We start from the raw sequence: 19,004 nt of genomic DNA on the forward strand, positions 1-19,004 counted from the left end.
GTTGAGTTCTCAAGGAACGGACGCTTCCTTTGTACTCACCCGAGAGACTCTCTCAGGCTTTCCTCCGGGCAGTTTCCCTTCGGTCTTGCGTTTCCAACTCTACCAGATCCGTTTTCCGTTCCGTTTCCGGTTCGGAATTCATTTCCGGTGGCCGTTGGGGGCCTTTGCCTTTCGGCGTGTCCACTACGTTAGCGGATTTCCCTTGAGCCTCATAATCGAGTCTCGCGGATTCGAATTCGGGCATGCAGGCACGCCGAATAAGCCCCCGCTGAGGGGAAATCGTAGGTAGTGGTTTGGCCGCCTTCGGCTACTGGCAGATTGCCGTAACCGGGTCAAGCGGCTCGGGCTACATTACGGATCCCCCAGGGGCCAGTCAAGTTGAACGGCGGCGTGGCGCGTGCGGCCGATACGGGCTCACCGTCGGGTCGTTGACGGTCCAGTAGCGCCAGGGGTGGACGCCGCCCTCGCCGGCCACGCCCGTGCGCGGACCGTTCCGTACCTGGTCGCGTGGCGTGGGGGTGCCGGAGAGGATCGCGAGCGGGGAGTCCGGGGAGGCGCAGACGTCGGTGCCGTTCAGTGCGCGGTCCACGTCCAGGGCCGTGGCCAGGCGCGCCGGGCCTTTGGCCAGTTCCTTGTCGTTGCGGGCCGATAGTCGACGTTTACGCGCGAGGTCGGAGCCCTTCGTGATCTCGCCGGCGCGGAGCAGGACTCCGCTCGCGGTGCCTTCCGGGCCGCACACCAGATTGAGGCAGTGCCACATGCCGTAGGTGAAGTAGACGTACGCGTGTCCGGGCGGACCGAACATCACGTCGTTGCGGGCGGTACGGGAGCGGTACGCGTGGGAGCCGGGGTCGTTCGGGCCGTCGTAGGCCTCGACCTCTGTGAGGCGTAGCTCGATCGGGCCTTCCGCGGTGTTGCGGACGAGGACGCGCCCGAGGAGATCAGGAGCGACCTCCAGTACGGGCCGGTCGAAGAACTCCCGTGGGAGGGGCGTACGGTCAGGGGCCGCGATCATGGCGGCCGAGCGTAGTCCAACGGAGAAGTGACGGAGAAGTGCGGCCGATCGGCGTGGACGGGTAGCCCTCGGGCCCCGTTGCTTGCCAGGGTGAGCCGCGCGGAACCGGTCACCGGTCTATCGCGTTGGTAGAGATCAAGGATCGCGACAGGAAGACACGGGCCACGGGTGTGGCACGGGGAGGAGTGGAGTCATGGGGTTCAAGCGGCTGCTGGCGAGTCTCGGTGCGGGCGGTGCGTCGGTCGAGACGGTGCTGACCGAGGTCAATGTGGTGCCGGGTGGCGTCGTCCAGGGTGAGGTGCGGATCCAGGGCGGATCCGTGGACCAGGACATCGAGGGTCTGTCGGTCGGTCTGCAGGCGCGCGTCGAGGTCGAGGGCGCCGACCAGGAGACCAAGCAGGACATCGAGTTCACGAAGCTGCGCCTCGGCGGGGCGTTCCAGCTGCAGGCGAACGCGGTGCACGCGGTGCCGTTCGGGCTCGAGATCCCGTGGGAGACGCCGGTCACGACGATCGACGGGCAGCAGCTGCGCGGCATGAACATCGGTGTGACGACGGAGCTGGAGATCGCGCGCGCCGTGGACTCCGGTGACCTCGACCCGATCAACGTGCACCCGCTGCCGTCGCAGCAGGCGATCCTGGACGCCTTCATCGGGCTGGGCTTCCGGTTCAAGAGCGCGGACATGGAGCGCGGGCACATCCGGGGGACGCGGCAGAAGCTGCCCTTCTACCAGGAGATCGAGTTCTTCCCGCCGCAGCAGTACCGCGGGCTCAACCAGGTCGAGCTGAGCTTCGTGGCGGACGACCGCGAGATGGACGTCGTCCTGGAGATGGACAAGAAGCCGGGGCTCTTCAGCGAGAGCAGTGACACGTTCCGGTCGTTCGTCGTGGGGCACAACGACTTCCAGGGGACGGACTGGTCGGCCTATCTGCACCAGTGGGTGTCCGAGGTCGGCAGCAAGCGCAACTGGTTCTGACCCCGGTGCGTCGGCCGGTGGCGGCGCCGTCCACTGCCGGCCGGGCGGGGCATAGGCTCGGCACCGAGAGTTTTCGCCGATCAGGAGGTGCCGACGTGACCGACCTCAAGAGGCCGCCGCTTCCCCATGACTTCCATCCGCAGGTGCCGTCGTTCACGGTGGTGAGCGAGGACTTCGAGGCGGGTGCGGTACTCAAGGACGCTCAGGTCTACGCGGCCGGGAACACCTCGCCGCAGCTGCGGTGGGAGGGCTTCCCGGCCGGGACGAAGAGTTTCGCCGTGACGTGCTTCGACCCGGACGCCCCGACGGGCAGTGGGTTTTGGCACTGGACCGTGTTCGACATCCCGGTTTCGGTGACCGAGCTGCCGGCCGGCGCGGGCAGCGGCAAGTTCGAGGGGCTGCCCGCCGGCGCGGTGCAGGTGCGCAACGACTACGGGACGAAGGACTTCGGGGGCGCCGCGCCCCCGCCCGGTGACCCGGCCCACCGTTACGTCTTCACCGTGTACGCGGTGGATCAGGAGAAGCTGGGTCCCGACTCGGACGCCTCGCCGGCTGTCGTCGGGTTCAACCTGCGCTTTCACGCGCTGGCGCGTGCGCAGGTGATCGCTGAGTACGCGGCTTCCGCCGATAGCTAGCGTTCATCGTCTGTTTGCCCGTTCCCGGTCATGGAAGTGATCGGGGACGGGCATTTTTATTGCGTTGTCCATCTCGGCGCGCCCGGCCAGAGTTGATCCAAGCCCGCCACGGGGGTGGGCCGGGGACGTACGGGAGGTGGGCGAGATGCGGGACACGCTGGTACTGAACGCCAGCTTCGAGCCGTTGTCGACGGTGACGCTCAACCGGGCCGTCGTGCTGGTGCTGCAGGACAAGGCCGTCGTCGAGCAGGCCCACCCCGGACTCCGTGTGCGTGCGGCCGCCGTGGACATACCGGTGCCGCAGGTGATCAGGCTCTGCAGGTATGTACGGGTGCCTTTCCGAAGACAGGCTCCGTGGTCGAGGCGGGGTGTGCTGGTGCGTGACCAGCACCGGTGCGCGTACTGCGGGCGGCGGGCGACGACGGTGGACCACGTGGTGCCGCGGTCGCGTGGTGGTGCGGACTCCTGGCTGAATACGGTCGCCTCGTGCGCGGAGGACAACCACCGCAAGGCGGACCGGACTCCGGAGCAGGCGGGGATGCCGCTGCTGCGGGAGCCGTTCGAGCCCACGCCGGCCGACGCGATGCTGCTGACGCTCGGGCAGTCCGAGCGGAACGCACTGCCGGCTTGGCTGGCGCGTACGGCGGCGTAGGCGGGGATGCGGTGACGCACGGAAAGGCCCGCCTCCGGGGTGCCGGGGCGGGCCTCTTCGTCTGCGGGGCGGGGCGGTCGGGTCAGGCGGTCAGTCGATGGGGGGCTGTTCGCGGCGCTCGGCGCCCGCGGGGGCCGAACCGCCGCCCATCGGGCCGAAGTTGCCCATGGCGCCGGAGAGTCCCTTGAGTGCGTCGCCGATCTCGCTGGGCACGATCCAGAGCTTGTTGGCGTCGCCCTCGGCGATCTTCGGGAGCATCTGGAGGTACTGGTAGGCGAGGAGCTTCTGGTCGGCGTCGCCGGCGTGGATGGACTCGAAGACCGTACGGATGGCCTGGGCCTCGCCCTCTGCGCGCAGGGCGGCGGCCTTGGCCTCGCCTTCGGCGCGCAGGATCGCGGACTGCTTCTCACCCTCTGCGGTGAGGATCTGCGACTGGCGGATACCTTCGGCGGTGAGGATCGCGGCGCGCTTGTCGCGGTCGGCGCGCATCTGCTTCTCCATCGAGTCCTGGATGGAGGTGGGTGGCTCGATCGCCTTGAGCTCGACGCGGTTGACGCGGATGCCCCACTTGCCGGTGGCCTCGTCGAGGACGCCGCGCAGGGCCGCGTTGATCTCTTCGCGGGAGGTCAGGGTCCGCTCGAGGTCCATGCCGCCGATGATGTTGCGCAGGGTGGTGACGGTGAGCTGCTCGATGGCCTGGATGTAGCTGGCGACCTCGTAGGTCGCGGCGCGGGCATCGGTCACCTGGTAGTAGATGACGGTGTCGATGTTCACGACCAGGTTGTCCTGGGTGATCACCGGCTGGGGCGGGAAGGGCACGACCTGTTCGCGCAGGTCGATCCGGTTGCGGATCGAGTCGATGAACGGGACGACGATGTTCAGGCCCGCGTTCAGCGTGCGGGTGTAGCGGCCGAAGCGTTCGACGATCGCCGCGCTTGCCTGCGGGATGACTTGAATGGTCTTGATCAGGGCGATGAAGACCAGCACCACCAGAATGATCAGGACGATGATGATCGCTGACATCGCGTCTCCCGTGCCCTTCGTGCCGTCGTCGTTCCAGCGGGTCCCGCCGGAAGATCTTGAGGATCTTGCTGGTCGAGTCTGTCAGAACGGGCCCTGCGGCGTGGGGAGTTCAAGCCACCTCCCCGATCAGGTCACCATGATCACACAACGATCGCGGTGGCTCCCTCGATGTCGACGACGTCGACCTGACGGCCCGGCTCGTAGCTCGCGGAATCGTCGAGCGAGCGGGCGGACCAGATCTCTCCGGCCAGCTTGATGCGGCCACCGCTGCCGTCGACGCGTTCGACGACGACGGCCTGTTTGCCCTTCAGGGCCTCGATTCCGGTGGCGAGCACGGGCCGCCCGGCGTTGTGGCGGGCCGCGATGGGCCGTACGACGGCGATGAGCGCGACCGAGACCGCGGCGAAGACAAGGACCTGCATCACCATCCCGCCGCCGAGGCCGGCGGTCACGGCGCCCGCGACGGCGCCGGCGGAGAGCATGCCGAATTCGGGCATCGCGGTGATGACGAGGGGGATTCCGAGCGAGGCCGCCCCGATCAGCCACCACACCCATGCGTCGATGTCTGCCACATGGTCATGGTAGGACCGGGGTTACCTCCGGGGACAGGGTGCCGTGGGGGCGGCCCGCGCCGGGTCAGCCCAGCGGGAGGCCCTGCGCGCTCCAGCGTTCGCCTCGCTGCTCGACGACGAGCGGGAGGCCGAAGCAGAGGGAGAGGTTGCGGGAGGTCAGCTCCAGCTCCAGGGGGCCTGCGGCGAGGACCTTGCCCTGGCGGATCATGAGGACGTGCGTGAAGCCGGGGGCGATCTCCTCGACATGGTGCGTGACCATGATCATCGAGGGGGCGATGGGGTCGCGGGCGAGGCGGCCGAGGCGGCGCACGAGGTCCTCGCGGCCGCCGAGGTCGAGACCGGCGGCGGGCTCGTCGAGGAGGAGGAGCTCGGGGTCGGTCATCAGGGCGCGGGCGATCAGGGTGCGCTTGCGCTCACCCTCGGAGAGCGTGCCGAACTTGCGGTCCAGGAAGTCGCTCATGCCGAGGCGGTCGAGGAACGCGCGGGCGCGCTGCTCGTCGATGTCCTCGTAGTCCTCGTGCCAGCCGGCGGTCATGCCGTACGCGGCGGTGAGGACCGTCTGCAGGACGGTCTGGCGCTTGGGGAGCTTCTCGGCGAGCGCGATGCCGGCGACGCCGATGCGCGGGCGCAGCTCGAAGACGTCGGTGCCGGGCTTGCCGAGGGTCTCGCCGAGGATCGTGGCGGTGCCCTGGCTGGGGAAGAGGTAGCTGGAGGCGACGTTCAGGAGGGTCGTCTTGCCGGCGCCGTTCGGGCCGAGGATGACCCAGCGCTCACCCTCCTTGACCGACCAGGAGACCTGGTCCACCAGAGCCCGGCCCTCGCGGACCACGGATACGTCCACCAGCTCCAGTACATCGCTCATGAGCGCGTTGTCTCCCATTGCAGTCTCGGCAGTCACGTGCGTCTTGTGGACGCATCCCCATGGGAAAACCTACGCCACCGGTCGACCGGTCCAATCCATCGGCCGGTCTTTAGGGTGGAGCCCATGCTTTCGGAACCACGCTCAGGTCGGCTGGCCTCATGGGGAAATGCCCTTTTGGCCGGGTTTGTTGCTCCCGATGACGCCGCGCTCGCCATAGTCGGTGAGGATGCGGTGCACCGGGTGGAGGGGCTGCCGGGCGAGTCGGGGCCGGTTGGCCTGACACTCGCCATGGGGCGGCTGCGCACGCTGGGCGCGACGGGGCTGCGGGTGGCGCTGCCCGCGCCTGGCCATCCGCTCGGCCTGAGCGGTCCTCCCGAGTTCAACGCGCGCGCCCTCGACGCGGAGGAGGCCGTCGTGTGCCAGGGGGCCGCGCTCGGGCTCGTGCCCGAGGTGTACGAGGCCGGGCCCGCCGGCGACGTCCATGTCGACGTCCTGTGGCACTGCCTTCCCGTCCGGGAGGCGCCCCCGGCGGACGTGCCCTCGCTCGGTGAGGCCGAGCGGGAGCTCGCGGAGGCGCTGCGGGACGCGACGGCTGTGCTCTCGCGGCTCGACGTGGCCGGGTCGGGGCCGGTGGCCGAGGCGGCGGTGGACGCGTACCGGGCGCGGGCGGAGCGGGGGCGCGAGGTCCTCGCGCCGGGTTATCCGCCGCGCGCGGTAAGGGTGTTGGAGCTGGCGCAGCGCGTCGGGCTGCTGATCTCGGTGGCGCACGAGAGCGGGCACGGCGGGGCCATGAGTGCCTCGGAGATGGCGGCGCGGTCGGAGGCGCTGCGTCCGGTGGAGCGGACGGCCCGTCGGGCGCAGGTCGCGGCGTACAACGCGTTCGTGGAGGAGCGGGAGCGCGGGGGGCGGTGAGGTCGGGGTGCGCGTGGGGGCGGGGCGCAGAGCGCGGTGCGCGGGAGCTGGATGTGCGCCGGGCGCCGGAGCCGAGGACGCCGGAGCGCCGGAGCGCCGGAGCCGAGGTTGCCGGAGCGCCGGAGCTCGGTAGCGGCGTAACGCGCGCCTGAGTCGGGGCGCCGCAGCGCAGGCCGCTCCGGAGTCGCGCAACTCGCCGGAAGGGCCCCGCGGATCCGTGTCCGTGGGGCCCTTCCCGGGGGGTGTGTCAGTTGTTCTCGGAGGCGTTGCCGAACGTCGGGTTCAGCAGGCCGATCACGTTCACGGTGTCTGCGGTGGCGTCGACCCGCGACGGCGACGGTCAGGGCGGGGTCGGCGATGGCACGTACGGATCAACTGGCCCCCGGCCGGGCCGGAAACGGGACCGGCCCCCGGGGATACCCGGGGGCCGGTGGTCACTGGTGGACCCGATGCGTACGTCAGTGGTTGACGCCGAGGTTGCCGAAGGCCGGGTTGAGCACACCGATGACGTTCACGGTGTTGCCGACGACGTTGACCGGAACGTGGACCGGAGCCTGGATCACGTTCCCGGAGACGACGCCCGGCGAGTGCACGGCCTGGCCGTCCGCGTGCGCGTCGGTGGCGGAGGCCATACCGGCACCGGCGGCGACGAGCCCACCGGCGACCATCGATACGGCCGCGACCCTCTTCAGCTTCTTCACTTCTTGACCCTCCTAGGCGATCACTGCGACGAGCCGCCGCAGCACGCACTGGAGAACGCGGGAGCCTCGCGCAGGATGCGCCATCCGGGGGACATACACACGACAGTATGAATCTCAGCCCGGAGCGGAACCATCCGAATTGCCGTCCCCCTCGTCCGGCCAGGCAGAGCCGCATACCGTCCCGCAGCCGCGGCACGGTTCAGCCGGCCGCCCCATGGCGTACGGCCCACAGGGCGGCCTGGGTGCGGTCCGCCAGGTCGAGCTTCATCAGGATGTTGGACACATGGGTCTTGACCGTCTTCTCGGACAGGACGAGGGCGCGGGCGATCTCGCGGTTCGAGCGGCCGTCCGCGATCAGGGCGAGCACCTCGCGCTCCCGCTCGGTCAGGGAATTGCCTCTCCCCTGCCCGCCATTGGTCTCCTCCTGCGAGAGCAGGGCGCCGGCCACCTCCGGCTGGAGCAGCACATGTCCGGCGTGCACGGAGCGGATGGCGCCGGCCAGGGCGTCCGGGTCGACGTCCTTGTAGACATACCCGGCGGCGCCCGCGCGCAGGGCGGGGACCACGGTGCGCTGCTCGGTGAAGCTGGTGACGATGAGCACGCGCGCGGGGTTGGCGAGCTCGCGCAGCTTGCGCAGGGCCTCCACGCCGTCCATGACGGGCATCTTGACGTCCATCAGGACGACGTCGGGCTTCAGCTCCTCGGTGAGGGCGACGCCCTCGGCGCCGTCGGACGCCTCCCCCACGACCTCGATGTCGTCCTGGACCTCGAGGAACGTGCGCAGCCCCCGGCGGACGACCTGGTGGTCGTCGACCAGCAGCACCCGGATCCTGTTGTCAGCCACCGGGGACCTCCATCTCGATCGTGGTGCCCTTGCCGGGCTCCGATTCCACCGTCAGACGGCCGCCGACGCCACTGGACCGGTCGCGCATCGAGACCAGGCCGAGGTGGCGTCCCGCGTGCCGGACTGCCTTGGGTTCGAAGCCGCTGCCGTCGTCGGTGACGCGCAGGACGGCTCCGGGGCCTCGCTTGTCGAGCGTCACGCGGACGTGCTCGGCGCCGGAGTGGCGCAGCGCGTTGTGCAGCGCCTCCTGGGCGACACGGAGCATGGCCTCCTCCTGGGCGGCGGGCAGGGCACGGATGCCGCCGCACTCGAAGGTGACGTGGGCCGAGTGGGCGCGGTCGAGGACCTGGATCTGCGTGCGCAGCGTGGCGATCAGGCCGTCCTCGTCGAGCGCTGCGGGGCGCAACTCGACCACCGCGGCGCGCAGTTCGTCGGCGGCTTCGGCGGCCAGCTCGGCCACATGCTGCAACTCGCCCTTGGCGCGGGACGGGTCGCGGTCGACGAGGGCCGCGGCGGCCTGGGCGGTCAGGCGCAGGGAGAAGAGCTTCTGGCTTACGGCGTCGTGCAGTTCATGGGCGAGGCGCGAGCGCTCCTCGGCGATGGTGAGCTCGCGGCTGCGCTCGTACAGGCGGGCGTTCGTCAGGGCGATGGCCGCGTGCTGGGCGAGGATCGTCAGCAGCTCCTCGTCCTCCAGGGTGAAGCCGCAACCTCCTTGCGGCTTCGGGCACTTCTTGTTGGCGAGGAAGAGGGCGCCGATGACCTCGTCCCCGTCCCGGATGGGCAGGCCGAGGAAGTCGGACATGTCGGGGTGTGCGGACGGCCAGCCCTCGAAGCGCGGATCCTCGCGCACGTCGCCCAGGCGCTCGGTCTTCGCGTCGCGCAGCATCGCGGCGAGGATGCCGTGCTGGCGCGGGAGCGGGCCGATGGCCTTCCACTGCGCGTCGCTCACACCGTCGACGACGAACTGGGCGAAGCCTCCGTGGTCGTCCGGCACGCCGAGGGCCGCGTACTCGGCGTCGAGCAGCTCGCGGGCCGACGCGACGATCGTCTTGAGGACGTCGCGCACCTCGAGGTGTCTGCTCATGGCCAGCAGCGCGGAACTCACCGCGGAGAGGCCGGATCGTGGGCCGTGACTCATGACCTCAAGGTACCGGCGGGGTGTGACAGCGCGTATCGGGCCTGTGGCGGCCGCCTTCTGGTCCGGTGGACGTAGGGCGAAGGGCCCTCGTGAGGTGCGGCCCGCGGACGAGGCGCCGGGGGCTGGTCGGTTCCTACGTTGGAGGCGGATCGAAGCACGTAGGCAATAGGGCGGCCCGACGGGCCCGAGGGGACGGATGTCATGCCGGTGGCGATCATCACGGGGGCTTCGAAAGGACTCGGTCGCGCGCTCGCCGTGGCTCTCGCGCGGCGCGGCTGGGATCTGGTGCTCGACGCCAGGTCCGCGGCGGTGCTGCGGGAGGCGGCGGACGAGGCGGGGACGTACGGGACGCGGGTGGAGGCGCTACCTGGGGATGTCACGGACCCGGCGCACCGCGCGGAGCTGGTGGCGGCGGCGCGCGGTCTCGGGGGTCTCGATCTGCTGGTGAACAACGCGAGCGCGCTGGGGGCCGAGCCGCTGGTGCGTCTTGACGCCCTGCCGGTGGAGGGGCTGCGGCGTGCCCTTGAGGTCAATGTCGTGGCGGCGCTCGGTCTGGTGCAGGAGGCGCTGCCGCTGCTGCGCGGGTCGGCCGGGGGCGCGGTCGTGTCGGTGAGCTCGGACGCGTCGGCGGAGGCGTACGAGACGTGGGGCGGTTACGGCGCCTCGAAGGCCGCGCTCGACCAGCTGTCCGCGGTCCTCGCGGTGGAGGAGCCGGGGCTGCGGGTGTGGGCGGTGGATCCGGGCGACATGCGCACGGATCTCTACCGGGCGGCGGCGCCCCTGGACGACGACTCGGACCGGCCGCTGCCGGAGACGGTGGTGCCGGCGTTCCTGCGGCTGCTCGACGAGCGGCCGGACAGCGGGCGGTATGCCGCCCCCTCTCTTCTCCTGGAGGCACGGTGACGGTCGCGGTGCGGGTGCCGGAGGAACTGTCCGCCCGGGTGCCGGCGGAGCAGCGTGGGCCCGGCCTGGACCGGGACGCGGTGCGGCTGCTCGTTTCGCGCGGCACGGACGTCACGCACCGGGACTTCGCCGAGCTGCCGGGAGAGCTGCGGGCCGGGGATCTGCTCGTGGTCAATACGTCGCCGACGCTGGCCGCGGCGGTCGACGGGCGGATCGGGCACGCGCGCGTGGTGGTGCACTTCTCCACGCGTGGCGATGACGGTCGCTGGGCCGTCGAGTTGCGGGACCCGGACGGGCATGGCACCACGCGCCCGCGTGCGGGCGGTCCGGAGGGGACGGTGGCTGTGCTCCCCGGAGGCGTACGTCTCATCTGGGAGGAGCCGCTGGCGGGCGGCGGGGCGCGGTTGTGGTGGGTGCGGGTCGCGGGGGATGTGCCCGCGCTGCTGCGGCGCCACGGCAGACCCATCCGCTACTCCTATACGGAGCGCGATCAGCCGCTCTCCGTCTATCAGACGGTGTTCGCGCTGCCGTACGCCGACGGGGCGGGCAGTGCGGAGATGCCGAGTGCGGCGCGTCCGTTCACGGCGCGGCTCGTGGCGGAGCTGGTCAGCAGGGGGGTGCAGTTCGCGCCGATCACGCTGCATACGGGGGTGGCGTCGGCGGAGTCCCACGAGCCGCCGTATCCGGAGCGGTTCGAGGTACCGGAGGCGTCGGCGCGGCTGATCAACGCGGCGAGGGCCGGGGGCGGGCGGGTGGTGGCGGTCGGTACGACGGCCGTACGGGCCGTGGAGTCGGCCGCGGGGCCGGACGGGGCGGTGCGGGCGGCCTCGGGCTGGACGGATCTCGTGGTGACGCCCGAGCGGGGGGTGCGGGTGGTGGACGGGCTTCTCACGGGGCTGCACGAGCCTGAGGCCTCACATCTGCTGATGTTGGAGGCCATAGCAGGAGCCGAGGTAATTACCCGTACATATGCGGAAGCATTGGGACATTTTTACCTGTGGCACGAGTTTGGGGACCTCAACCTCATACTTGGCGATGAATCCGGTCACGTAGCGCGTTGCAGTGGCAACGCTTGGTGAGTTTGTTGCGTGCCCGATGTGAGCCCGCGCATAGGACGCACGTCACGTACGAAGGCGGCTAGGAATGAGCTGTGGGCGGCGACACCGGGGCAGGAGGGGCGAAACGGACCTCTACGGGGGCCCTGATCCACTACCTGGCTTCGTACGTCACATGATTGCCACGCAATTTTGCGGCCGCTAACAATGGCTCTCGTTGCTCGACAGCGTGGGCCACTACCCACAGCGTTCATGACCGAAACATGAGCGGTCCTGCTCTGGACCGGTGAGCGACTTCCCCGATTCGAAGAGGTCCTCCATGTCCAAGCTCAGCTTCTCCGGTCATAGTCCCCTGACGAAGACCCACAAGTACTCGATCGCCGGTATCGCCACGCTCGGCGCCGCTGCCCTCGCGTTCACGCTGGTGCCGGGCAACTCCCACGCGGAGGCCGAGACGATATCGGCGGCTCCGGTCGCCTTCGAGGTGGCCGCCGGCAAGCCCCAGATCAAGGACGTGCACGCCAGCGTCACCAACCAGCTGGCCACCGCCGACCAGCAGGCCAAGAACGCGGCCGCCAAGCTGAAGGCCACGCAGAGCGCCGCCGCGAAGGTCGACGCAGCTGCAAAGGTCAAGGCTGAGGCCGCCGCCAAGGTGAAGGCCGAGAAGGACCGTGCGGTCAAGGAGGCCGCCAGCCGCGCCGCCGCCCGCAAGCCCGTCTACGCGAACAACCTGGACGGCTGGATCCGCGAGTCCCTGGACATCATGAAGTCCAAGGGCATCCCCGGCTCCTACGAGGGCCTGCACCGCAACATCCTGCGCGAGTCCTCCGGCAACCCGAAGGCGATCAACAACTGGGACATCAACGCGATCAACGGCATCCCCTCGAAGGGTCTGCTGCAGGTCATCCCGCCGACCTTCACCGCGTACCACGTCCCCGGTACCTCGTGGAACATCTACGACCCGGTCGCCAACATCACCGCCGCCGCGAACTACGCCGCGGACAAGTACGGCTCGATGGACAACGTGAACAGCGCTTACTGAGACTCTCCCTGGACCTCAGGGTTTCTGTGAACGCCGAAGGGCGGCACCCCGCGCGGGGTGCCGCCCTTCATCCGTGCGCGGGTCGCGCTACTTGCGCATGACCTCCGGCTCGTGGCGGCGCAGCAGGCGCGCGACCGCGAAGCCGCAGACGACACCGAGCGCGATCAGGATCGCGAGGTTGATGCCCCACTGGCTCACCGAGTGCTCCCACAGCGGGTCCAGGTCGTTCGGGTGCGCCTGGTCCCACGGCGGCATGAGGTGCGCGAGGTCCAGCGTCGAACCGGCGCCGGCGATGGCCCAGCGCGACGGCATCAGCCAGGCGAACTGCTCCAGGCCCGGCGAGCCGTACACCTGGAACAGGATGCCGGTGAAGACGACCTGGACGATCGCGAACATGACCAGGAGCGGCATCGTCTTCTCGGCGGTCTTCACCAGCGAGGAGATGACCAGGCCGAACATCATCGACGTGAAGCCCAGCGCGATGATCACGATGCACAGCTCGACGGCCGGCGGCATCATCAGGCCCTCGGCGGGCAGGTCCCGCGGGAAGAAGCCGATGGCGCAGATGATCACGCCCTGGAAGGCCGTGACGACGCCGAGGACGATCACCTTCGACATCAGGTACGCCGAGCGGGAGAGGCCGGTGGCCCGCTCCCGTTCGTAGATGACGCGTTCCTTGATCAGCTCACGTACGGAGTTGGCCGCGCCCGAGAAGCACATGCCGACCGCGAGGATCAGCATGATCGTGCCCGCGTCGCCGTTGAACCGGGACGGCGGCTTGGGCGGTCCCAGGCCGAAGTCCGCGGGAATCACCGTGCTGACCACGCCGAGGACCGCCGGCAGGATCACCATCAGGCCCAGGAAGCCCTTGTCGGACGCGATCACCGACGTGTAGCGGCGGATCAGGGTCCACAGCTGCGAGCCCCAGCCCTGCGGCTTGGGCGGCTTCATCGCCTGCGGTGGCGGCATGTGTACGGACTGTGCGGCGACGGCGTCGATGTCCGCGGCGTACATCTGGTAGTGCTGCGAGCCCTTCCAGCGGCCCGCCCAGTCGTAGTCGCGGTAGTTCTCGAAGGCGGAGAACACGTCGGCCCAGGTGCTGTAGCCGAAGAAGTTCAGGGCCTCCTCGGGCGGACCGAAGTACGCCACCGAACCGCCGGGCGCCATCACCAGGAGCTTGTCGCAGATCGCCAGCTCGGCGACCGAGTGCGTGACGACGAGGACCGTGCGGCCGTCGTCGGCGAGACCGCGCAGGAGCTGCATGACGTCGCGGTCCATGCCCGGGTCGAGGCCGGAGGTCGGCTCGTCCAGGAAGATCAGCGACGGCTTGGTGAGCAGCTCCAGGGCGACGGAGACGCGCTTGCGCTGGCCACCGGAGAGGGAGGTGACCTTCTTCTCCTTGTGGATGTCCAGCTTGAGCTCGCGCAGCACCTCGTCGATGCGCTGCTCGCGCTCCTGCTCGCTGGTGTCCGAGGGGAAGCGCAGCTTGGCCGCGTACTTGAGGGCCTTCTTGACGGTCAGTTCCTTGTGCAGGATGTCGTCCTGCGGGACCAGACCGATGCGCTGGCGCAGCTCGGCGAACTGCTTGTACAGGTTCCGGTTGTCGTAGAGCACGTCGCCCTTGTTGGCGGGCCGGTAGCCGGTGAGCGCCTTGAGCAGGGTGGACTTGCCGGAACCCGAGGGGCCGATGACCGCGATGAGTGACTTCTCCGGGACGCCGAAGGAGACGTCCTTGAGGATGTCCTTGCCGCCGTCGACCGTCACCGTCAGATGACGGGCGGAGAAGGAGACCTCACCCGTGTCGACGAACTCCTCGAGACGGTCGCCGACGAGGCGGAACGTCGAGTGGCCGACGCCGACGATGTCGTTCGGGCCGAGCAGCGCGGAGCCGCCCTTGGCGATCGGCATACCGTTGACGTACGTGCCGTTGTGCGAGCCGAGGTCGCGGATCTCGTAGCGGCCGTCGGGCGTCGCGTGGAACTCGGCGTGCAGACGCGAGACCTGGAGGTCGGAGACCACCAGCTCGTTCTCGAGCGCACGGCCGATCCGCATCACACGGCCGAGGGCCAGCTGGTGGAACGTGGTGGGGCTGCGGTCGCCGTAGACCGGCGGAGCCCCCGCGACACCGCCGGGCCCCTGCTGGGGCGGGATGTTCTGCGCCTGCTGCGGCTGCTGCCAGCTCTGCTGGGCGGGCACCTGCTGCTGCGGCGGCGCGTTGTGTGCCCAGCCGGCGTCACCGCCCTGCGGCTTCTGGACCGGTACCTGCTGCGGGCGGGCCTGCTGCTGGGCCTGCTGCTGGGCCGCGGGCACGGCCGCGCCGGAGGCGCTGCCCGAGAGGTTGACCCGCGGACCGTCCGTCGCGTTGCCGAGGTGCAGCGTCGAGCCCGGGCCGATCTCCATCTGATGGATCCGCTGGCCCTGCACGAACGTGCCGTTGGTGGAGCCGTGGTCCTCGATGACCCAACTCCGGCCGCCCCAGCTGATCGTGGCGTGTCGCCAGGAAACCCTGGCATCGTCGATCGCGACGTCCCCCTGCGGATCACGTCCGAGGGTGTATGGCCTGGACGGGTCGAGCGTCCAGGTCCTTCCATTCAATTCCAGTACGAGTTCCGGCACTCCATGCCCCACTGAGTTGTCCCCCGAGCTAGCCCCCATCTTGGGGAGTCTAGGGATGTCGAACATCGTGGGGAACTATTTCAGGCGGAGCCCCCTGACCGAAAGTCGGGCCTTGCGGTGGGCCTTGTGAAGACTGCCTGCGCGCCTTCGCGCCCGCCCCGTTGACGGCGCCGAAACAGCCCCGGAGAGTAGTAAGCGCCCACAAGTGCCTACGGATCACGCGCGAATGGGACATCCGATACATCACGGCGCGGATCGGGGGCCCTGATGGAGACCGTTGTGCGGCGGAGCGGGCGCGAGGGCGTGCACTGGGGCGACGTACTGCTCTCCGCGGTCGCCTCCGTGAGCTGGGCGTTCATCGGGATGGCCGCGGTCGCCGCGGCCGGCCTCCATCTGCTCGGTGCGGATTCCGCGGGCCCGCTCGGCCCGATGACGGCCGCTGTGGTGGCACTTGGGGCGGGTGGGAAAGTCACGCCGTCGGGAGACGTCTCAGCCTTTGGACTGGAGGGCGCGCAGGCCCACACCGCGATCGATATCGCGCCGCTCGGCGTGGCTCTCACGGGCGCGTTGCTGCTCAGCTGGTTCTTCCTGCGATCCTTGCGTGGGGCGGGAGTTGAGGTCACGCCGGCCGAACTCGCGGCGCGCGTGGGGAGCGTGGTCGCGCTGTTTCTGGCGATGCTCGCAGGGCTTGCCTGGGCGGGTCACGACCTCATCACGATTGACGGCGGGAAGCTCGGACTCGACCGGATACCGGACGGGGACCTGCCGGGCGGCATCAAGGACAAGCTGCCGGGCGGCCTCGACCTCGGAGGGCTCCTGCCGGACCACATCGGCGGCCTCGTGGACGCGAAGGCGACCGTCGGGTTCACCGTCGAGACCGGAGCCTCACTGCTGGGCGGCGCCGCGTGGGTGATCGGCGTCCTGCTGATCGCCCTGCTCGCGTCGCGACGCACGCCGCTCCCGCGCTCCCTGGACGCGGTGCACCGGGTGGTCCGTCCCGCTGCTTCGTCGCTGGTCACGGTGTTACTGGTGGCTGTCGCCGCGGGGCTCGCGGCGGCGGCGTACGCGGTGATCGGCGACGACCATCCACGGCGGATCGTGGGCGCCGCGCTGCTCGGGGCACCCAACGGGGTGTGGCTCGGCATTCCCCTCGGCCTCTTCGTCCCCTGGGACGGCAAGGCGACGGGCGCACTCGCGCAGGCACTTCCCCATCCGGTCGACGAGCTGCTGCGGATGCGCGCGAACGAGCCGGTGACCCTGAGCCGTCTTGCCGAACTGGACGGCAGGGTATGGCTGTTGGCGTTCGCGATGGTTCTGATGATGGTGCTCGCGGGCGTGCTGACCGCCGTACGGACACCCGCGGCGGCCGGCGGGCCCGGATCGCCGCCGATGGGGGTCGTCGGCTTCGCCGGGAGGTGCGCGCTGCGGCTCGGGGCCGTCACGGCGCTCGGCCTGCCGCTGCTCGTGCGGCTGACGGACGTATCGGCGGACGCCTCGCTGTCCGTACTCGGCTTCGACGCCTTCGGGGCCGGGATCGAGCTGCACGGACATCTCGGCATGGCACTGCTGCTCGGGGCCGCTTGGGGAGCGGGGGCGGGTGCGGTGGGGGCGCTGCTCGCTTACGGGGCGGGGGCGGCGGGGCGACGAGCCGCTCCGGCCGCGCTGGGCGGGGGCGGCGTGGAGCCGGAGGGGCGGGCGGGGGCGCCGGGGGACGGTGCCGTCCGGACCGTCCCCCGGCGCCCCGTGCCGCCTCAGGAGGCAGGGCCGTATCGGCCGAGTACTCCGTACCGGGGGTCGCCGGACGGGACCAACCCTTATCTGAAGCCGCCCGACGAGCGGGCGGGCAATCGGCAGGACGATCTGCCGGACGATCTGTACGGGGCGCCGACGATGGTGGGACCGGTCAGGCCCCCGGTGCCGCCTCGTCCGCGGGGGCGGCCCGGGTCCGGCAAGGGCGGATGGCCCGTGCCGCCGCCTCCTCCTCCCCCGCCGCCACTTCCGCACTCGCCGCCGCCGTCGTCGCCATCTCCGTCGTCGCCGGAGGAAGAGGGGCCGCCGCCACCCCGGAGGGGCCCGCGCGGCTGAGCCGAGTGCGGGCGGTGGACGGCGAACCGGCCGGTCGGACTGGGCGTCGCACATGTCCGCCACGCGGACCATCGCCGCGCCGCGCGACGCGGGCCGGATAACGTGGGACCACCATGAGTGCTTCGCAGCCCCGCCACCCCGCTGATGTCCCGGTCGCAGTTCCGGACGACGTCCCGACGCTCCTCGTCAAGATATTCGGCAAGGACCGCCCCGGTATCACCGCCGGGCTCTTCGACACCCTCGCCGCCTACTCCGTCGATGTCGTCGACATCGAGCAGGTCGTCACCCGGGGGCGCATCGTGCTGTGCGCCCTGGTGACGGAGCCGCCCCCCGGTCTCGAGGGCGATCTGCGGTCCACCGTCCACAGCTGGGCGGAGTCCATGCGGATGCAGGCCGAGATCATCTCGGGCATCGGCGACAACCGTCCGCGCGGGCTCGGCCGCTCCCTCGTCACCGTGCTCGGCCACCCGCTGACCGCGGAGACGACGGCCGCCATCGCCGCCAGGATCACCGGCACCGGCGGCAACATCGACCGTATCTTCCGGCTCGCGAAGTACCCCGTCACCGCAGTCGAGTTCGCCGTTTCCGGCGCCGAGACCGAGCCCCTGCGCACCGCGCTCGCGACGGAGTCGGCGGCGCTCGGCGTCGATGTCGCGGTCGTCGCGGCCGGGCTGCACCGGCGCGCCCAGCGCCTCGTCGTGATGGACGTCGACTCGACGCTCATCCAGGACGAGGTCATCGAGCTCTTCGCGGCGCACGCGGGCTGTGAGGACAAGGTCGCCGAGGTCACCGCGGCGGCGATGCGGGGCGAGCTGGACTTCGAGCAGTCGCTGCACGCGCGGGTCGCGCTGCTCGCCGGGCTCGACGCGTCGGTCGTCGACAAGGTCCGCACCGAGGTGCGGCTCACGCCCGGCGCGCGGACCCTGATCCGCACGCTGAAGCGGCTGGGCTATCAAGTGGGCGTCGTCTCGGGCGGGTTCACGCAGGTCACGGACGATCTGCAGGACCGGCTCGGGCTCGACTTCGCCCAGGCCAACACCCTGGAGATCGTCGACGGCAAACTGACCGGCCGGGTCACCGGCGAGATCGTGGACCGCGCGGGCAAGGCGCGGCTGCTGCGCCGGTTCGCCGCGGAGGCCGGGGTGCCGCTCGCGCAGACCGTGGCGATCGGCGACGGCGCCAATGATCTGGACATGCTGAACGCGGCGGGGCTCGGCGTCGCCTTCAACGCGAAGCCCGTGGTCCGCGAGGCCGCGCACACCGCGGTGAACGTGCCGTTCCTCGACACCGTCCTCTACCTCCTCGGCATCACCCGTGAAGAGGTCGAGGCGGCGGACGCCCACGACGACTGACTCCGGCCGACGCGGACAGTCACTGATGCGGCGGGCCCCGGTACCCATGCGGTACCGGGGCCCGTCGGCGTATCAAGGGTCCGGCCGCCGGCCGACGGGTCACTTGGACGGTGCCCAGTAGTCGATGAGGGTGGCGGTGCCCGGTTCGAGGGACTTCCAGGAGCCGGTGAAGGACAGGACCGCGAAGGCGGAGGTCGGGAAGCCGCGCCGGGCCATCCGCTCCCCCGCGTCGCCCTCGGCCTGCCCGGAGAGGATCTCGGTGAGGCCCTGGATCCCGGGGTTGTGGCCGACCAGCAACGCGCTCCGCACGTCGTCCGGGGTCTCGTTCAGCACGGCGATGAGCTCACCGGGCGAGGCCTCGTAGATCCGCTCCTCGTACACCGTCCTGGGCCGGTGGGGCAGCTCGTGGACGGCGAGCTTCCACGTCTCGCGGGTCCTCGCGGAGGTCGAGCAGAGGGCCAGGTCGAGGTCGATACCGGAGTCGGCGAGCTTGCGGCCGGCGACGGGGGCGTCCTTTCGGCCCCTCTCGGCGAGCGGCCTCTCGTGGTCGGAGACCTGGGGCCAGTCCGCCTTCGCATGCCGGAAAAGGACAATCCTGCGGGGTTCTGCGACGCTCATGGG

The 19,004-nt window shown here is 70.4% G+C and carries 18 protein-coding genes and 1 pseudogene; 9 read left to right on the forward strand and 10 right to left on the reverse strand.

Annotation, left to right across the window (positions count from 1 at the left end; translation table 11 throughout):
* Positions 1–373 precede the first annotated feature (373 nt).
* A complete protein-coding gene (locus ACWIGU_RS19345) occupies positions 374–1,015 on the reverse strand; it encodes a DNA-3-methyladenine glycosylase (protein WP_454402425.1) in 642 nt (213 codons plus the stop codon).
* A gap of 193 nt (positions 1,016–1,208) precedes the next feature.
* Between ACWIGU_RS19345 and ACWIGU_RS19350 the strand changes: the two genes are divergently transcribed.
* The 3 genes from ACWIGU_RS19350 (at position 1,209) to ACWIGU_RS19360 (ending at position 3,278) form a co-directional block, all read left to right on the forward strand.
* Positions 1,209–1,991: a sporulation protein gene (locus ACWIGU_RS19350; protein WP_454402427.1), complete on the forward strand. Its 783-nt coding sequence runs from the start codon at positions 1,209–1,211 to the stop codon at positions 1,989–1,991.
* 95 nt (positions 1,992–2,086) lie between these two features.
* The gene (locus ACWIGU_RS19355) at positions 2,087–2,626 is read left to right on the forward strand and encodes a YbhB/YbcL family Raf kinase inhibitor-like protein (protein WP_454402429.1); all 540 of its coding nucleotides are present in this window, start codon (positions 2,087–2,089) and stop codon (positions 2,624–2,626) included.
* A gap of 145 nt (positions 2,627–2,771) precedes the next feature.
* The gene (locus ACWIGU_RS19360; RefSeq protein WP_454402431.1) at positions 2,772–3,278 is read left to right on the forward strand and encodes an HNH endonuclease; all 507 of its coding nucleotides are present in this window, start codon (positions 2,772–2,774) and stop codon (positions 3,276–3,278) included.
* Between the two features lie 90 nt (positions 3,279–3,368).
* Here the strand turns inward: ACWIGU_RS19360 and ACWIGU_RS19365 are convergent, their stop codons facing one another.
* The 3 genes from ACWIGU_RS19365 to ACWIGU_RS19375 form a co-directional block, all read right to left on the reverse strand.
* Entirely contained in the window at positions 3,369–4,301 is a 933-nt protein-coding gene (locus ACWIGU_RS19365; RefSeq protein WP_100592537.1) for an SPFH domain-containing protein, read from the reverse strand.
* Positions 4,302–4,441: 140 nt separating this feature from the next.
* Positions 4,442–4,873, reverse strand: a complete 432-nt coding sequence (locus tag ACWIGU_RS19370; protein WP_454402434.1) for an NfeD family protein — start codon at positions 4,871–4,873, stop codon at positions 4,442–4,444.
* Between the two features lie 64 nt (positions 4,874–4,937).
* Complete coding sequence (locus ACWIGU_RS19375; protein ID WP_326776447.1) at positions 4,938–5,735, reverse strand: ABC transporter ATP-binding protein; 798 nt, start codon at positions 5,733–5,735, stop codon at positions 4,938–4,940.
* A gap of 123 nt (positions 5,736–5,858) precedes the next feature.
* Here ACWIGU_RS19375 and ACWIGU_RS19380 point away from each other — a divergent pair, with 123 nt between their 5' ends.
* Positions 5,859–6,647, forward strand: a complete 789-nt coding sequence (locus ACWIGU_RS19380; RefSeq protein WP_454402436.1) for a hypothetical protein — start codon at positions 5,859–5,861, stop codon at positions 6,645–6,647.
* A gap of 247 nt (positions 6,648–6,894) precedes the next feature.
* Here ACWIGU_RS19380 and ACWIGU_RS19385 read toward each other — a convergent pair.
* The 4 genes and pseudogenes from ACWIGU_RS19385 to ACWIGU_RS19400 form a co-directional block, all read right to left on the reverse strand.
* Positions 6,895–6,963: pseudogene (locus ACWIGU_RS19385) on the reverse strand (chaplin family protein); the annotation flags it as partial.
* A gap of 142 nt (positions 6,964–7,105) precedes the next feature.
* On the reverse strand, positions 7,106–7,348 hold the full coding sequence (locus ACWIGU_RS19390) for a chaplin (protein ID WP_100592533.1): 243 nt from the start codon (positions 7,346–7,348) through the stop codon (positions 7,106–7,108).
* A gap of 199 nt (positions 7,349–7,547) precedes the next feature.
* Positions 7,548–8,192: a response regulator transcription factor gene (locus tag ACWIGU_RS19395; RefSeq protein WP_356290576.1), complete on the reverse strand. Its 645-nt coding sequence runs from the start codon at positions 8,190–8,192 to the stop codon at positions 7,548–7,550.
* Positions 8,185–9,330: a GAF domain-containing sensor histidine kinase gene (locus ACWIGU_RS19400; protein WP_454402438.1), complete on the reverse strand. Its 1,146-nt coding sequence runs from the start codon at positions 9,328–9,330 to the stop codon at positions 8,185–8,187. Before ACWIGU_RS19400 ends, ACWIGU_RS19395 begins: the two co-directional genes overlap by 8 nt.
* A 201-nt stretch (positions 9,331–9,531) precedes the next feature.
* On the opposite strand from ACWIGU_RS19400, the gene ACWIGU_RS19405 reads away from it, so the two are divergent.
* The 3 genes from ACWIGU_RS19405 (at position 9,532) to ACWIGU_RS19415 (ending at position 12,330) form a co-directional block, all read left to right on the forward strand.
* Positions 9,532–10,233, forward strand: coding sequence for an SDR family NAD(P)-dependent oxidoreductase (locus ACWIGU_RS19405; RefSeq protein ID WP_454402440.1), 702 nt, complete (start codon positions 9,532–9,534; stop codon positions 10,231–10,233).
* Entirely contained in the window at positions 10,230–11,312 is a 1,083-nt protein-coding gene (locus tag ACWIGU_RS19410; protein ID WP_454402442.1) for an S-adenosylmethionine:tRNA ribosyltransferase-isomerase, read from the forward strand. Before ACWIGU_RS19405 ends, ACWIGU_RS19410 begins: the two co-directional genes overlap by 4 nt.
* 295 nt (positions 11,313–11,607) lie before the next feature.
* Positions 11,608–12,330, forward strand: coding sequence for a transglycosylase SLT domain-containing protein (locus tag ACWIGU_RS19415; protein ID WP_454402444.1), 723 nt, complete (start codon positions 11,608–11,610; stop codon positions 12,328–12,330).
* Positions 12,331–12,417: 87 nt separating this feature from the next.
* Here ACWIGU_RS19415 and ACWIGU_RS19420 read toward each other — a convergent pair whose 3' ends face one another.
* Positions 12,418–14,946 carry an FHA domain-containing protein gene (locus tag ACWIGU_RS19420; RefSeq protein ID WP_454402446.1) on the reverse strand — a complete coding sequence of 843 codons (2,529 nt, stop codon included), beginning with the start codon at positions 14,944–14,946 and terminating at the stop codon, positions 12,418–12,420.
* Positions 14,947–15,213: 267 nt separating this feature from the next.
* On the opposite strand from ACWIGU_RS19420, the gene ACWIGU_RS19425 reads away from it, so the two are divergent.
* Together ACWIGU_RS19425 and serB are read left to right on the forward strand one after the other, a co-directional pair.
* Positions 15,214–17,031, forward strand: coding sequence for a streptophobe family protein (locus tag ACWIGU_RS19425; protein ID WP_454402448.1), 1,818 nt, complete (start codon positions 15,214–15,216; stop codon positions 17,029–17,031).
* 113 nt (positions 17,032–17,144) lie between these two features.
* Complete coding sequence (gene serB / locus ACWIGU_RS19430; RefSeq protein WP_454402449.1) at positions 17,145–18,383, forward strand: phosphoserine phosphatase SerB; 1,239 nt, start codon at positions 17,145–17,147, stop codon at positions 18,381–18,383.
* Positions 18,384–18,482: 99 nt separating this feature from the next.
* Here serB and ACWIGU_RS19435 read toward each other — a convergent pair whose 3' ends face one another.
* A complete protein-coding gene (locus tag ACWIGU_RS19435; protein ID WP_454402451.1) occupies positions 18,483–19,001 on the reverse strand; it encodes a SixA phosphatase family protein in 519 nt (172 codons plus the stop codon).
* Positions 19,002–19,004: the final 3 nt, after the last annotated feature.

Source organism: Streptomyces sp. NPDC055400 (assembly GCF_053644375.1).

Coding starts and splice junctions, on each gene's coding strand:
- ACWIGU_RS19405 (WP_454402440.1), top strand. CDS start 9,532: ATGCCGGTGGCGATCATCACGGGGGCTTCGAAAGGACTCGGTCGCGCG.
- ACWIGU_RS19400 (WP_454402438.1), bottom strand. CDS start 9,330: ATGAGTCACGGCCCACGATCCGGCCTCTCCGCGGTGAGTTCCGCGCTG.
- ACWIGU_RS19435 (WP_454402451.1), bottom strand. CDS start 19,001: ATGAGCGTCGCAGAACCCCGCAGGATTGTCCTTTTCCGGCATGCGAAG.
- ACWIGU_RS19345 (WP_454402425.1), bottom strand. CDS start 1,015: ATGATCGCGGCCCCTGACCGTACGCCCCTCCCACGGGAGTTCTTCGAC.
- ACWIGU_RS19375 (WP_326776447.1), bottom strand. CDS start 5,735: ATGAGCGATGTACTGGAGCTGGTGGACGTATCCGTGGTCCGCGAGGGC.
- serB (WP_454402449.1), top strand. CDS start 17,145: ATGAGTGCTTCGCAGCCCCGCCACCCCGCTGATGTCCCGGTCGCAGTT.
- ACWIGU_RS19365 (WP_100592537.1), bottom strand. CDS start 4,301: ATGTCAGCGATCATCATCGTCCTGATCATTCTGGTGGTGCTGGTCTTC.
- ACWIGU_RS19415 (WP_454402444.1), top strand. CDS start 11,608: ATGTCCAAGCTCAGCTTCTCCGGTCATAGTCCCCTGACGAAGACCCAC.
- ACWIGU_RS19350 (WP_454402427.1), top strand. CDS start 1,209: ATGGGGTTCAAGCGGCTGCTGGCGAGTCTCGGTGCGGGCGGTGCGTCG.
- ACWIGU_RS19360 (WP_454402431.1), top strand. CDS start 2,772: ATGCGGGACACGCTGGTACTGAACGCCAGCTTCGAGCCGTTGTCGACG.
- ACWIGU_RS19425 (WP_454402448.1), top strand. CDS start 15,214: ATGGAGACCGTTGTGCGGCGGAGCGGGCGCGAGGGCGTGCACTGGGGC.
- ACWIGU_RS19380 (WP_454402436.1), top strand. CDS start 5,859: ATGCTTTCGGAACCACGCTCAGGTCGGCTGGCCTCATGGGGAAATGCC.